This is a genomic window from Psychrobacter sp. Ps6, from assembly GCF_022129235.1.
GTDB lineage: Bacteria > Pseudomonadota > Gammaproteobacteria > Pseudomonadales > Moraxellaceae > Psychrobacter.
This window is the reverse complement of record NZ_JADQAI010000002.1, coordinates 141,267-154,969: the sequence shown is the minus strand read 5'-3', so window position 1 is coordinate 154,969 and position 13,703 is coordinate 141,267. Positions and strand designations below refer to the sequence as shown.

15 protein-coding genes are annotated in these 13,703 nt (G+C 42.6%); 7 read left to right on the top strand and 8 right to left on the bottom strand.

Features of this window, described 5'->3' with window-relative positions:
- Positions 1-112: 112 nt before the first annotated feature.
- A complete protein-coding gene (gene ruvC / locus I3255_RS03290) occupies positions 113-697 on the top strand; it encodes a crossover junction endodeoxyribonuclease RuvC (RefSeq protein WP_071001968.1) in 585 nt (194 codons plus the stop codon).
- Positions 698-841: 144 nt separating this feature from the next.
- Here the strand turns inward: ruvC and I3255_RS03285 are convergent, their stop codons facing one another.
- The 5 genes from I3255_RS03285 to I3255_RS03265 all read right to left on the bottom strand — a co-directional run bounded on the left by I3255_RS03285 (position 842) and on the right by I3255_RS03265 (position 6,491).
- A complete protein-coding gene (locus I3255_RS03285; protein ID WP_238036797.1) occupies positions 842-1,780 on the bottom strand; it encodes an META domain-containing protein in 939 nt (312 codons plus the stop codon).
- A gap of 334 nt (positions 1,781-2,114) precedes the next feature.
- Positions 2,115-2,777, bottom strand: a complete 663-nt coding sequence (locus I3255_RS03280; protein ID WP_238036795.1) for a glutathione S-transferase family protein — start codon at positions 2,775-2,777, stop codon at positions 2,115-2,117.
- Positions 2,778-2,999: 222 nt separating this feature from the next.
- Positions 3,000-3,638 (bottom strand): peroxiredoxin, encoded by a 639-nt coding sequence (locus I3255_RS03275; RefSeq protein WP_238036793.1) that lies wholly within the window; start codon positions 3,636-3,638, stop codon positions 3,000-3,002.
- 204 nt (positions 3,639-3,842) lie between these two features.
- Complete coding sequence (locus I3255_RS03270) at positions 3,843-4,586, bottom strand: phospholipase D family protein (protein WP_238036791.1); 744 nt, start codon at positions 4,584-4,586, stop codon at positions 3,843-3,845.
- A gap of 165 nt (positions 4,587-4,751) precedes the next feature.
- Positions 4,752-6,491, bottom strand: coding sequence for a glutamine--tRNA ligase/YqeY domain fusion protein (locus tag I3255_RS03265; protein WP_238036790.1), 1,740 nt, complete (start codon positions 6,489-6,491; stop codon positions 4,752-4,754).
- A 314-nt stretch (positions 6,492-6,805) separates the two neighbouring features.
- On the opposite strand from I3255_RS03265, the gene I3255_RS03260 reads away from it, so the two are divergent.
- Positions 6,806-7,321, top strand: coding sequence for a peptidylprolyl isomerase (locus I3255_RS03260; RefSeq protein WP_058025915.1), 516 nt, complete (start codon positions 6,806-6,808; stop codon positions 7,319-7,321).
- A 123-nt stretch (positions 7,322-7,444) separates the two neighbouring features.
- Entirely contained in the window at positions 7,445-8,317 is an 873-nt protein-coding gene (locus tag I3255_RS03255; protein WP_238036788.1) for a UDP-2,3-diacylglucosamine diphosphatase, read from the top strand.
- A gap of 145 nt (positions 8,318-8,462) precedes the next feature.
- Here the strand turns inward: I3255_RS03255 and orn are convergent, their stop codons facing one another.
- Positions 8,463-9,050: an oligoribonuclease gene (gene orn / locus I3255_RS03250; protein WP_238036787.1), complete on the bottom strand. Its 588-nt coding sequence runs from the start codon at positions 9,048-9,050 to the stop codon at positions 8,463-8,465.
- Between the two features lie 219 nt (positions 9,051-9,269).
- Here orn and rsgA point away from each other — a divergent pair, with 219 nt between their 5' ends.
- The 4 genes from rsgA to secB all read left to right on the top strand — a co-directional run bounded on the left by rsgA (position 9,270) and on the right by secB (position 12,185).
- Positions 9,270-10,373, top strand: a complete 1,104-nt coding sequence (gene rsgA / locus I3255_RS03245) for a ribosome small subunit-dependent GTPase A (RefSeq protein WP_238036784.1) — start codon at positions 9,270-9,272, stop codon at positions 10,371-10,373.
- 161 nt (positions 10,374-10,534) lie between these two features.
- Positions 10,535-10,990, top strand: a complete 456-nt coding sequence (locus I3255_RS03240) for a rhodanese-like domain-containing protein (protein ID WP_223333057.1) — start codon at positions 10,535-10,537, stop codon at positions 10,988-10,990.
- A 297-nt stretch (positions 10,991-11,287) separates the two neighbouring features.
- Positions 11,288-11,551 carry a glutaredoxin 3 gene (gene grxC, locus I3255_RS03235; protein ID WP_238036782.1) on the top strand — a complete coding sequence of 88 codons (264 nt, stop codon included), beginning with the start codon at positions 11,288-11,290 and terminating at the stop codon, positions 11,549-11,551.
- Between the two features lie 181 nt (positions 11,552-11,732).
- Positions 11,733-12,185 carry a protein-export chaperone SecB gene (gene secB, locus I3255_RS03230; protein ID WP_238036780.1) on the top strand — a complete coding sequence of 151 codons (453 nt, stop codon included), beginning with the start codon at positions 11,733-11,735 and terminating at the stop codon, positions 12,183-12,185.
- A gap of 111 nt (positions 12,186-12,296) precedes the next feature.
- Here secB and I3255_RS03225 read toward each other — a convergent pair whose 3' ends face one another.
- Positions 12,297-12,830 carry an alpha-ketoglutarate-dependent dioxygenase AlkB gene (locus I3255_RS03225; protein WP_238036778.1) on the bottom strand — a complete coding sequence of 178 codons (534 nt, stop codon included), beginning with the start codon at positions 12,828-12,830 and terminating at the stop codon, positions 12,297-12,299.
- A 173-nt stretch (positions 12,831-13,003) separates the two neighbouring features.
- Entirely contained in the window at positions 13,004-13,660 is a 657-nt protein-coding gene (gene adk / locus I3255_RS03220) for an adenylate kinase (RefSeq protein ID WP_238036777.1), read from the bottom strand.
- Positions 13,661-13,703: the final 43 nt, after the last annotated feature.

The window sequence follows — 13,703 nt, the reverse complement described above, 5'->3', positions numbered from 1 at the left end:
CATGCAAATTAAAATGGCTAACATATGATGTATATGGGGATTGGTTGCTATACTATCAAACTTACGGCTGATTTTTAAGCCATAAAACAAAATGTAAGCAAGACGGAATACTATGGCAATTATTATCGGGATCGACCCAGGGTCACGCATGACGGGTTATGGAATAGTCCAGCAGACGGGTGATAAGCTCACTTATATCGATGCAGGCACGATTCGCACAGACACCAAAGAGATGCCTGAACGCCTTAAGCGTATTTTTAATGGATTGACCCGCATCACGCAGCATCACTTAAAATACGCTGACGAGCCTATTTATACAGCTATCGAACAAGTCTTTATGGCAGAAAACCCTGATTCTGCACTCAAGCTTGGGCAAGCACGAGGCGCAGCGATTGCAGCGATGGTCGCCTTGGATTTAGAAGTATCAGAGTATACTGCTCGGCAGATCAAACAAGCGGTGTGCGGCTATGGCGCTGCTGCTAAAGAGCAAGTGCAGGAGATGGTTTGCCGCATATTACAGTTAGAAGTCGTACCACAGCAGGATGCCGCCGATGGTCTTGCCTGCGCTATTTGTCATGCGCACTCCAGCCATTCTATGAATAAAATACTACTTAATAGCTCTATGCGAGGACGCGGTGGCTCTAAGAAAAAGGGTCGTTGGCGTTTGACCGAGGAAGATTTGGGTAACTTGCGTTAAAGATAGGCGTTAAAGCAGACAAGCTTTAAAACCAATAAACATTAAAGTAGTGAGACAATAAAAAAACACGCGTCATTGGACGCGTGTTTTTTATGAGTACAAGCACTGTCACTTTTATCATTTAAAAGACGAGATTATAGCGGACTACTCTACGACTGCACTTTCAATGACAGCGTCGAGTACATATGCATACTTTTCATCATCATTATTATTTTCTGTTGTCTCATCTGCCTCTATTAATTCGTTAGTCTCTAATCGGTAGCGCTGTAACCGTAGTATCTCTTCGTGCATACCGTCATGCTGGTAGCCATCTATCTCTCCTGCAAATACTCTCCACTTCCCTTCACGAACTTTGACACCTTGGTCGTTGTAAGTGACGGGCCTAACTTGGAGACACTGCTTTTCACCATTCATATCACAATTGACTTCTTTGGCATTCACTGCCCAAAATAACGTCTCGCCCTTACTATTGTATTTCGCTTGAGGTGTGAGTTTGCCACTCCAAACCAAAGTGACATCGTCGTCAGTAAATTGGGTTAATACTGGACTTTCACCTTGCTCCATTTTCAATTCACTGCTGCCAAGCATTAATGTATTTAATGTGTTTTCTGCCATATCAAGATTGCTGCAAGACATTTTGGTGCTCATGACTTCCTCAGTGCTCAAAGCATGTCCCTGTAGCTCATAAGCAGCGCTCACCATATTGCAGCCAACGCTGTAGCTGAGTGTGTCTTGATTAAACACTAAAGTTACCTGACTATTGATATCCGCAAACTCAGGCATAGGCTGTTCATTGGCATCCGTTGCACTCATTAATGTCCAGCGATGACGGGATAAGGTGGTTATGAGCTTTTCTTCAGCACTTAATTTAGTCGAGCCAGGTTTATCCATTGCTGGCTCGTTATCTGTTAAAAGGTTTGCGCTAGATAATGCGTCTGTAGTTTCACTAATGTCAGATGTGTCTGATATCTCGTTTTCATTAGAAGCGTCTTCTTTTTGACAAGCGCTCAGCATCAAGCTTGCCGCCACTATACTGGGCAATAAAAACGTTGTCAGTGCTGATTTTTTGTCTCTACCTACCATATTACGAACCTCTTAGTAAGCGTATCTCAATTTTCTCTATTACTTATTTCTATATACTTGCTGGTCTTGCACCTTCTAAAGAAACATTTAATTAACTATTCTGGAATATCGTTATTATAATCACGTTAGATTAACCACTATAGACCGAGCATTATTAGCTTATGTAATAAAATGTTGATTTTTATTATGTTTTAAATTCTTTTATTATTTTGCTATCTAATGTCGTTAATTTCATGGACAAAAAAAGGATAGCTAATACATATTAGCTATCCCCGATATTATCTTTAATGAGCAAGCATCTAAAAGCAACAAAACTTGCGATGTATCTCTTTATCTAATCATTGACTTCTGCAGGCTTAGCTTTAGCCATGTTCTTAATACTGAAGCGCTCATTCATCATTTGATAAAAACGGGCTAGGTTTTTGCCCTGCTCATTAGGATCAACTTTGAGCACTTTACCAAAATCTAAGCCCAAATACAGCACGATGTCAGCAAAGCTCAATTGCTCCCCCACCAGATACTCACGACCTTCTAGGATTGTCTCAAAATACCCCATGGCTTTGACAGCGCGGGCAATTGATGGCGCAACAAATTCTGGCACTTGTTCGACCCGCTGCGCTTTGGATGGATGACTGTGCTGAAACGCTAGCATCAAATTATACATCACCTCAAACTCAGCAATACGGCGCATCGAGCACACTTGGGCACGCTGTATCACGTCATTGCCCATAACGGAACGCTCACCATAGACGCGATCCAGATACTCGCAAACTGCTTGTGAGTCATTGAGCACGGTGCCATCGTCTAATGTTAAGACGGGGACTGTCTGCATCGGATTAATTTTGGTAAATTCATCTGACATCTGCTCATTTTTGGCAAAATCAATATCAATCACATCGATGTCATCCATGTCATCAACATCAATTCCTTTTGATGCCAATAAGATAAGGGCTTTGCGCGGGTTAGGTGCTGTACGGGTGACGTATAATTTTTTCATAGTGAACTCCTTGTAAGAATAATTGAATAGAAATTTAGCGCTGATACGCTTTATTATGATGGTGGTACTAATGAGCACCTATCTATTGATACTCCATACCATAGTTATAGCTTACTCTGACCGTCATGGCAAAGGCTTATTACTCATGAACCGAAAATAGCAAAAGCCCCATAACTTTAAGTCACGGGGCTTTATTTAATCATATTTATGCAACCAGTCCAGTTATTTATTAGGGGCTGGTGTCGTACGTAGGTACGGCTTGATCTCTATATGACCTTTTGGATATTTGGCAGCAATATCTTCGTTTTTGACACTTGGTGGAATGATCACGTCATCACCATCTTTCCAGTCTACGGGCGTTGCGATATTGTACTCATCCGATAGTTGTAGCGCATCAATAACACGGATAATTTCATCAAAGTTACGACCACAGCTGGCAGGATATGTCAGCGTTAGACGCACCTTTTTGTTTGGATCAATGATAAAAACGCTGCGTACCGTATGCGTGCTATCTGCATTTGGGTGCATCATGTCATATAGCTCAGCGACTTCTTTATTAGGATCAGCAATGATTGGGAAGTTCATCTCTGTGCCTTGAGTCTCACCAATATCACTCGCCCACGCCTTATGATCTTCTAAGCTATCGACAGAGATACAGATCGGTTTCACATTGCGCTTTTGAAATTCGCCATTCAGTGCTGCTGCACGACCAAGCTCAGTGGTACATACTGGCGTAAAGTCTGCTGGATGCGAGAAAAAAACGACCCAGTGGTCGCCTGCCCACTCGTGAAAATTGATATCACCTTCTGTGGTTGTAGCATCAAAATTGGGTGCGGTATCGCCTAAACGTAAATGTGCCATGCTTTATTCCTTAGCTATGTTGATGAACGCTTGTATTGACCCATCGGCCGCGCGCTCTATTATTATCCTCGATGCGCTCGCTATAAAAATGCAAAGCACATCCGTAAAAACTGACTTTATAGTAACAAACTGGTTATGAATGTCTTGTGACGGATTGTAATGCGGTTATTCCATTTAACTCTAAGTAGATATATCAATTATTTATTAAACCACCATCCCTGCATCCCATAAGCAAAACTCACCAAACTTGCCTTTTTTGCTCACGCCTCCAGCCACACGCCCAGCATCAGTCAATACCAATTCACCATCTTGCGCTTCTAAATAACCTGCTGCAAGCAACTTATCATTTAACTCTTGGGTCTTGAGACCTAATTCTTTAGCAAGCTTGGCAGTGGTCAGTTTAGAATAACTAGGTGCGGCGTCTGTTGTAGATGTGACGGTTGCGTTGGTAGTAGCGCTCATTGTTTTGGTGCTAGGTTCAGGCTGGTTCTCAGTTTCGGTGACTTTCTCAAGAGACATCCTAACTTCATCACTGATACGAATAATGCGTTGCGCTTCTTCATAAGTATCAGCGTAAAGCTTAGCATCATCATTACGATAAATCAGTACGCCCATCTCATTATTATTGACTTGGCTAAATTCGTACAGGTTCAAACTGGTAATAATGCACTCGTTTTCATTCAGGTAGCATTTCGCATGCAAGTTTTTGCAAAAGCTGGTACGAATAAACGTTAAGTTTTTTAACCAGTTTATTTCTTCTGGATGTAAGTCATTTTTGCCATAGACAATGCGAATATCGATTTTTAGACGGTTGCGATCTTCTAGCAGCTCTTTAATGCGTTCATTCAGCTTCAAATATGGGCTAATAATAATCAACCGATCAGACGCGTTTTTAATCAATTCTTCTAAATGATAAGTCGTCCCACTGCTATTCAAAAATTTTGCCATGCTCACTTCCTTAGATATGACTGTCAAAAACTTTATAATTATTCAAAAAAAAGCCCATCCCTAGCGTACTAGAAATGGGCTTGCTTGCAAACTACTATTGTTCAGTATTATTTCAACACATCAGCTTTAGCAGTAATGTCTTTTATATATTTAGTCAGTATCAGATTAAGCGGGCTTATAGCTGTCGCGCAAGCTGACAATTTGGTTAAATACTGGCTTATCCGTGCTGTGATCTTTGCTATCGGTGATAAAGTACCCTTCACGCTCAAACTGGAAACGCGTACCAGCGTCAGCACTGGCTAAAGATGGCTCAACCACGGCATTTAGCTCAGTGAGCGAGTCAGGGTTTAGCGCTTGATGGACATCAGCGACACCACTTGGGTCTTCAGCACTGAATAGCTGCTCATACATGCGCACGGTCGCTGGTACACCTTGACTGGCTGATACCCAATGAATCACGCCTTTGACCTTACGGCCTTCAGGATTATTACCCAACGTAGTAGGATCAATCGTCGCTTTTAGCTCAACAACATTGCCATTTTCATCAGTGATATGCTCAGTGACGGCTAGCACGTAAGTGTTACGCAGCCGAATCTCTGGCTTTTCTGGAGAGAGACGCTTATAGCCTGCTGGTGGTTCAATTTCATAATCACCTTGATCGATATATAAAGTCTCGGTAAACGGAATCTCACGCTCACCCATATCGACGTTAGGATGGTTCGGCTGAGTCAACCAAAGCGTCTGCGTCGCATCGTCAAAACGCGCATTAACGCTATCGGCTTTTTGCGACTCCCAACTGCTGACCGCTTCACTAAAGTTAGTAATGGTCACTTTTAATGGCTTTAGTACCGCCATGCCGCGACCAGTTGTCGTCTCTAATGACTGACGAACGCTAAACTCTAGTAAACGGAAATCAACCACGCTATCGGCTTTGGTCACACCCACACGCTCGCAAAAATCACGCAAGCCCTCTGGCGTATAACCACGGCGGCGCATACCAGCGACGGTCGGCATACGGGGATCATCCCAACCGCTTACGATACCTTCATCGACGAGCTGCTTAAGCTTACGCTTACTGGTCAATGTATGATCCACGTTTAAGCGGCTAAACTCGTACTGATGTGGCGGCACGTCAAAGCCAATCTTGGCGATGACCCAATCATAGAATGGACGATGGTCTTCAAACTCAAGCGTACACAATGAATGAGTAATACCTTCAAGTGCATCAGAAAGTGGATGCGCAAAGTCATACATTGGATAAATGCACCATTTATCACCAGTCTGATGATGAGATTGATGCATCACACGATAGATGACAGGGTCACGCAGGTTCATATTTGGGCTAGCCATATCAATCTTGGCGCGCAATACCGCCTTACCTTCAGCGTACTTACCGTCTTTCATATCATTGAAAAGGGCTAGGTTTTCCTCGACGCTAGCATCACGCTGCGGAGATGGTTTGCCTGCTTCATTGAATGAACCACGGTTATCGCGAATCTGCTCAGGCGTTTGCAAATCGACATACGCATCGCCTTGCTCGATTAACTGTATTGCCCATGCATGTAACTGGTCAAAATAACTTGACGCGTGGTACGCCTCGCCTGCCCACTCAAAACCGAGCCACTTCACATCATTTTCGATGTTATCAATAAAATCTTGTTTTTCAGCAGTTGGGTTGGTGTCATCAAAACGCAAGTTGCACACACCGCCAAACTCTTTGGCCACACCAAAGTTTAAGCAGATAGATTTTACGTGACCTAAATGCAAGTAGCCATTTGGCTCAGGCGGAAAACGTGTGACAATTTGCTGGTATTTTTGCGCATTGACATCGTCACGAATGATATTACGAATAAAGTCGTTTTTTACTTCGTCTTTTTGTGCATTGTTGCTTGAGTGCTCACTCATCGGGTAGTGCTCCTAACGCAAATTGTCAATTTGTGGTACGTGCCATCACGCATCACAAAACGTTCAAAATAAATTATTAAAATAAATTGGGATATAAAAACTCAGATAACGCGACCGCATTATCAAAATTTGTCAAAGCTGATCAAAAATGGCTAAAGTTGCGTTATTCTATCAGCTTTTGCAAACGCATTAACAGCCTGATACATGACACGGGATAAAAAAGCCGTTAGACTACCCGTAACTTTTTAACCACCAATTTTTAACCACCACTTGACAGCGTCATTTAAGGCGCTGCAATCAAAAAGGAATATCCCATGGTAGACATGCCACCAGTAGTAGAACTTGACACCAATATGGGTGCGATCGTTATCGAACTCAACGAAGAAAAAGCACCAAAGACTGTAGAAAACTTCTTAAACTACGTAAAATCTGGTCAATATGACGGTACGATTTTCCATCGCATTATTGATGGTTTCATGATTCAAGGCGGCGGAATGGACGCTGAGATGAATGAAAAACCAACCAATGCGCCTATCGAAAACGAAGCGGATAATGGTTTGAAAAACGACAAAGGTACTATCGCAATGGCGCGTACCCAAGATCCGCATTCAGCAACTAGCCAGTTCTTCATCAACGTAAAAGACAACGATTTCCTAAACCACTCTGGCAAAAACATGCAAGGTTGGGGTTATACTGTATTTGGTAAAGTAACAAGCGGTATGGATGTAATCGAAAAAATGAAAGGCGTCCCAACTGGTCGTTTCGGCATGCATGCTGATGTGCCAAAAGAGCCAGTTGTCATCAACTCAGCGACCATCATTACTCAGTAGTAGCCACTCAACAGCAGCTACTCTGTAATAGTTACTTAGCGATAGCTGTGAATGAGCGAGCCTTCTTTAATAGAAATTATTAAGTCATGCTCGCTATACGATAAGTCACGAGGACCAAGATAAATGCAACGTTTTACTCACTTAATCACGACCCGCCCTCATCAAGTGCGGCAAGTATTGATTAGCGATTTGCATTTATCGCCTCAGGAGCCTGCCTTAGTGCAGGCTTTTTTGGCGCTGCTCGATGACTGTCTTGCCCTGCCAGCGCTCAAACGCCTCTTTATATTGGGCGACTGGTTTGAGGTGTGGCTAGGCGATGATACGTATTTATCATTGTCACAGGATGAACAAATAACGCATTGGCTAACCCCGTTGATTGCAAAGCTAAAACAGCTACGTATCAATGGCTGTGAAATATTGGTCATGCACGGTAACCGTGATTTTTTATTGGGTCAGCCGTTTTGCAATCTGTTCGGTGGTGAGCTTATCAACGAGCCGTATAACTTGACTGTCGGTCAGCAGAATTACCGATTAGAACACGGTGACGCACTCTGCACTGATGATAAAAAATATCAGTTCTTTCGCAAAATTATGCGCAACCGCTTAACTCAGTGGTATTTGCTTAATAAATCATTAGAAAAACGCTTGGCTATCGCAGACAATATGCGCAAAAGAAGCCAGCAGAATAATGCTAATAAAGCCGCTTATATCATGGATGTCAATGATAAAGCCGTACGTCAAGCTATCAATAATAGCGACGCCTTACTGCATGGTCATACCCATCGACCAGAAATACATCAGGTCACTGCTGATAAAAAACGCTATGTACTTGGCGACTGGCGACTGCTTGACAAAGACAAACGTCAACCAAAGGTTAGCGCAGTGATTGGTGCAGTGACAGACGACGAGCATTCAAATGACCGTGTCAATAGTAACGATTTAAGCGGTGATAATACTGAGTTTGAGTTGTACGAGTTTGAATTTCTTGTTCGCTAAAGCGCGTTTAATGGCGTTTTAAACTTAATGGCATTTTAAACAATGCACCTTAAAAAACCTCTTTTCAATACGAAAAGGGTCTGTTGATAGTTCAACAGACCCTTTTTACGTTCACTACAATCTTGAACTGCTTATCGCTCGCTATCTAATCCATTAATTTAAAGAAATGCTGACGGTAATGCTTTAGCTCACGGATAGAGTCTCGAATATCATCTAGGGCTAAGTGACTGCCCCCTTTTTCAAAGTTCTTTAGAATGTCAGGACGCCAGCGGAAACAAAGCTCTTTGATTGACGACACATCAAGGTTACGATAATGGAAGAAACGCTCAAGCTCTGGCATTTGGCGCGCCATAAATCGACGATCTTGGCAGATAGAGTTGCCGCACATTGGTGATTTGCCACTATCGACCCATTTATTTAGAAACTTGATGGTCTCAGCTTCCGCTTCTGCCAATGTCACGGTACTACGACGCACACGATCTATTAGCCCTGACTGACCATGTTGCTTGGTATTCCAGTCATCCATTTTATTTAGGACTTGATCCGATACTTTGATCGCAAACACAGGTCCTTCGGCAAGTACATTCAAATCTTCGTCAGTCACGACAGTGGCAATCTCGATAATCTCATCGTTTAAGGTATCAAGTCCGGTCATTTCTAAATCAATCCACACCAACCCTTTTTTGCCTTGGTTTTTGATCTTAATCTTATTGGGATGGTCACCGGTAGCCATAAAATATCCTATCATTCATAATTTTGGAAAAACAATTTTAAAAAACGTATTACACGCAAACACTCGTGCTCAGACAGTATTGCAACGCGCTATTTGATTCAGAAAACCTATAGGGTCGTACAATATTACAAAACCACTGTCTGCCGCAGACGCTTTAGGCTGTATGTTAGCAAATTTTCACGCTACACTTAGCAATATTTTTATAATAGGTCAAAACCCATGGCATTAATCCGGCAACGCAAACTGACCAAACAACAGATTCGTCGCATCGACAAGCAGCAATTGTCCAATCAAGACAGCATAGATGATAGCTTGATGGATGGTGTGGTCATGGCGCATTACGGTAAGCAACTAGAAGTACAAGTCACCAGCCTACCTGCGGTGATACCTGAGCAGCCAGAGATTGCACCTGATGATCCGGAGCCGTTTTGGCAAACGCTTGAGCTCGGCGATATCTGGCGCTGCCATGTACGCACTAACTTGCCGATGCTAGCCGCTGGTGACCAAGTGCGCTGGAGTGCCGACTCCAACACAGGCTTTGGGCGTATCGAAGCTGTCAAACCGCGTACCTCATTGGTCTCTCGCCCTGACCGCTATCATAAGCTCAAACCTGTTGCCGCCAATGTCGATATTTTGGCGATTGTTTTTGCCCCATTGCCTGCTGCTGCGCCAACGCTGATCGATCGCTATCTGGTGGTATGCCATCACGCGGGTGTTAAACCATTACTGGTCCTCAACAAAGCCGATCTGTTGGCACAAGAAAACGGCGTAGACACCAATGAGTTGTTGGCACAGTATGCTGCGCTTGGCTATGAGAGCGTGCTCACCTCAGTTGATTGTCCTGAAAACATCGCCGAGAGTGATGAACAAGAAGGCCTCGATGAGTTAAAACGCTACATAGATAAAAAACTGGTGATCTTTGCAGGGCAGTCTGGTGTTGGCAAAAGCAGCTTAATCAATGCCCTACTCCCAGAATCTGGTCAAAGCGTCAATATCATCTCGCAAAACTCTAAGCTTGGTCAACATACCACCACGACCAGTCGACTGTTGCCATTTAATCCAGATGATCTGACCGAAGGCGGTATCGTCGATACACCAGGTATTCGTGAATATGGTATCTGGCATCTGACGCCTGACGATATCATCTCAGGCTTTATTGAGCTGGCACCACTGGCCGGCGGTTGTCAGTTCCGTGACTGTCGTCACACGCATAACAGCAAAGGCTGCGCGCTGTGGCAAGCCGTGGCGGATGGCAAGGTATTACAGCGCCGCGTCGAAAACCTCGTGACGCTACGAGAGGAAGCTGATACTAAGCCTTACTAGGTTCAGTTAGCATCATTTCAAAGGCAAAATGATAGCTTGATTATTGACCGTGTCATCGCCCGTTTACTATAGATGACCTTATCGGTATAATAGCGCCTTGTTCAATATCATTGGGCTGGCTTCTCAGCTCAATAGAACACTTATTTTTTTGGAGGTATGGTTTGGATCGTGCGCTGGAATTTGTGGGCAACCACCCGTTTTTATTTGGTATATTAGCCGTACTTGCTATCCTGTTTTTTACCATTGAAAACAAACGTAGCGGTAGGAAAATATCGCCCAACACCCTTGGCATGATGGTCAACTCTCAAAATGCGCAGCTGATCGATATTCGCGCCAAGAAGAAGTTTGAATCAGGCTATATTCAAGGCAGCCGCAACATACCGTTCACTGACCTCAAAGACCGCTTAGCAGAGATTCGTGCGATTGAGCAGCCAGTGATTATCATCTGCGACATGGGCGTACAAGCAGGCGCTGCGATTCAGATGATTGGTAAAGACAGTGTGTATCGCTTAGAAGGCGGTATTGGCGGCTGGCAAGGCGCTGGTATGCCATTGGTTGGTGTCAAAGATGCCAAGTCAAAAAACAAAGCTAAGACCAAGCCTAGTTTAAGCAAATAGTAGATTGGCTGAAATATAGCTTCTGACTAAAAACAGCATCTGATTAACGATAGCAAAATAAAAAGACACCTTAGCAATAGGTGTCTTTTTTTATATCCTGTCTATACTGCTACCAAGGGTTTTAAACTAAGACGGCTTGAATTTGTCATGCTCATCCCCACTTTAGTATGAGCATAATCGAATACATGTGCACTTTACTCATTGATAACAGATTCTACCAATACTTAGACTATGATAATTTATCAGGCTATCTATAATAAGTTTGTTATCTCATAAATTTATAAATAAGGACTTACCATGACTGTATCTGTTAAAGTTTATACAACCCCTATCTGCCCATACTGCTCAAACGCCAAACAACTACTAAAAACCAAAGGCGTTGATTACGAAGAAATCGGCATGCACGACATGAGCAGCGAAGATCGTCAAGCACTCATGAAAAAAACCAATAACTACCGTACTGTGCCACAAATTTTCGTTGGTGAAACCTTTGTCGGCGGTTTTGATGAGCTTAACCAAATGAACCAACAAGGCAAACTTGACGAGCTATTAGCGGGTTAATCTGCTACCTTGCTTTACTGTCTGTCTTTACTTGTGTGAAGATAGACAATCTTAGCTTAAAGCATATCAATAAAAAGCAATGCTAAAAAATATCGAGATTGCGTTTCGATTTATATTACAATGACTTTTTATTAATATGATCGTTTGCCCCATCACTTGATTTAATTTTAGAGGATTTATCATGGCTGAAGAACAAGCACAACCACAATTGGCACTAGAACGTATCTATGTAAAGGACATGTCACTTGAAGTCCCAGGTGCTAGCGTATTCACCAAAGAGTGGAACCCAGAGCTTGATATCAACCTGTCTAGCAACGCTGAAAAATTAGATGATGATCATTATCAAATCATCTTGACTGTAAGCGTAACCGCAAAAAATGCGGAAGAAGCAGCATTCATCGCTGAAGTACATCAGGCAGGTATCTTTTTGCTAAAAAATATTCCAGAAGATCAAATTGGTCAAATCTTAGGTGCATACTGCCCTAACGTGCTGTTCCCATATGCCCGTGAAGTTATCAGTGACATCGTGACGCGCGGTAGCTTCCCGCAGCTATTGCTTGCCCCTGTGAACTTTGATCAAGCGTATGCACAAAGCCAGCAACAAGCACAAGTTGATGCCCAAGGTAATGCTTAAGCGCTAACCAAAAATATATGAGCTCTACGAGTCGTATATTTGATAAAAGGCCGTTTACTCATAATGAGTAAGTGGCTTTTTTATTTTTAAGATATAATTAGTTTTTAGTCATCACCTTATTAACTTTCTAAAGGTAAGACTGATTCTGCCTGACTGAGTGTCACTTTTAGGAATCGAGTGTAACCACTCTTTTTGAATACTATCATTCATATATATTAACGTTCCATTCGTAAGATGAAAAGACTCCGTAATATCTTCAAAATATTTGTGCTTAAAGAGCATATCTCGAGTCACCCCCAACGACAAAATAGCGACACCTGTTCCATCAGCTAACTGATTCGTATCGTCTGAATGAAAGCCCATCTTACTACTACCATCTAGATAGTAATTCACTAAGCAATTATTCGGTAAATAACCAACTACCCCTGCTATGATCAAAGCTATCTCTTGAATAATCTTTGGCATCTTTTTCTCATCATAACTCATTCCTGAATAATGATAAGAAAGACCAAAGCTTTCTGTATACCTAGAAGTCATTTGCTTGTTCCAAATCACTGTCTCTTTTAATATTGAAAAGACTTCAGATGCAAAGGGTGGCTTTATGAGATCAGGATGAAATATGATATTTAGTGTTGGTTTATCCATGTCACATCTGTTCCATTAATAATAAATTGACGATTTATATTTAACTATACACTGGTTATTTTATCTCGCGCTACGCAAATATTGACTAAAAGCTGTGACTTTCAAATAAAAAAACCCCGACTATTCAAAGTCGAGGTCTTTTTTATACAAATGGACTAAATATTGAGGATATCTTAGCCTTTTAGTGCAGACAAAATTTGCTGCTTAACCGCTTCGATGTCTTGCGTGCCATCAAACTTATCGTAGTTTGGCGAATCTGCGCCCTCGGCGGCTTTTTCTTGATAAAAACCAACCAATGCAGATGTTTGCTCATGGTAAGTCGATAGACGGTCGCGAATGGTCGCTTCTTGATCGTCTTCACGCTGGATAAGCGCTTCACCAGTCACGTCGTCGATACCTTCCTGCTTTGGCGGATTGTAATCAACATGATAAACGCGGCCTGAACCTGGATGCTGACGACGGCCAGACAAACGGTTTACGATTTCATCATCAGGCACACTGATCTCTACCACGTGATCGATGGCAACATCAGCATCAGCAAGTGCTTGCGCTTGTGGAATAGTACGTGGAAAACCATCAAAGATACAACCGTTGGCACAATCAGGCTTAGCAATACGCTCTTTCACTAGGTTGATAATGAGGTCATCAGAAACCAGACCACCAGCATTCATGATATCTTTGGCTTTTTTGCCAAGCTCGCTGCCTTCTTTGATTGCAGCACGTAGCATATCACCCGTTGATATCTGCGGAATATCATATTCTTTAGAAATAAACTGGGCTTGAGTACCTTTACCGGCGCCTGGTGGACCTAGCAAAATAATACGCATCATTACACGACTCTCCTGAATTGAGTGGGATTTTAGAATTAATAAA

What these genes read in the sequence shown, in the direction of transcription:
- ruvC (WP_071001968.1), top strand. Translation starts at nt 113, where the DNA reads ATGGCAATTATTATCGGGATCGACCCAGGGTCACGCATGACGGGTTAT.
- I3255_RS03285 (WP_238036797.1), bottom strand. Translation starts at nt 1,780, where the DNA reads ATGGTAGGTAGAGACAAAAAATCAGCACTGACAACGTTTTTATTGCCC.
- I3255_RS03280 (WP_238036795.1), bottom strand. Translation starts at nt 2,777, where the DNA reads ATGAAAAAATTATACGTCACCCGTACAGCACCTAACCCGCGCAAAGCC.
- I3255_RS03275 (WP_238036793.1), bottom strand. Translation starts at nt 3,638, where the DNA reads ATGGCACATTTACGTTTAGGCGATACCGCACCCAATTTTGATGCTACA.
- I3255_RS03270 (WP_238036791.1), bottom strand. Translation starts at nt 4,586, where the DNA reads ATGGCAAAATTTTTGAATAGCAGTGGGACGACTTATCATTTAGAAGAA.
- I3255_RS03265 (WP_238036790.1), bottom strand. Translation starts at nt 6,491, where the DNA reads ATGAGTGAGCACTCAAGCAACAATGCACAAAAAGACGAAGTAAAAAAC.
- I3255_RS03260 (WP_058025915.1), top strand. Translation starts at nt 6,806, where the DNA reads ATGGTAGACATGCCACCAGTAGTAGAACTTGACACCAATATGGGTGCG.
- I3255_RS03255 (WP_238036788.1), top strand. Translation starts at nt 7,445, where the DNA reads ATGCAACGTTTTACTCACTTAATCACGACCCGCCCTCATCAAGTGCGG.
- orn (WP_238036787.1), bottom strand. Translation starts at nt 9,050, where the DNA reads ATGGCTACCGGTGACCATCCCAATAAGATTAAGATCAAAAACCAAGGC.
- rsgA (WP_238036784.1), top strand. Translation starts at nt 9,270, where the DNA reads ATGGCATTAATCCGGCAACGCAAACTGACCAAACAACAGATTCGTCGC.
- grxC (WP_238036782.1), top strand. Translation starts at nt 11,288, where the DNA reads ATGACTGTATCTGTTAAAGTTTATACAACCCCTATCTGCCCATACTGC.
- secB (WP_238036780.1), top strand. Translation starts at nt 11,733, where the DNA reads ATGGCTGAAGAACAAGCACAACCACAATTGGCACTAGAACGTATCTAT.
- I3255_RS03225 (WP_238036778.1), bottom strand. Translation starts at nt 12,830, where the DNA reads ATGGATAAACCAACACTAAATATCATATTTCATCCTGATCTCATAAAG.
- adk (WP_238036777.1), bottom strand. Translation starts at nt 13,660, where the DNA reads ATGATGCGTATTATTTTGCTAGGTCCACCAGGCGCCGGTAAAGGTACT.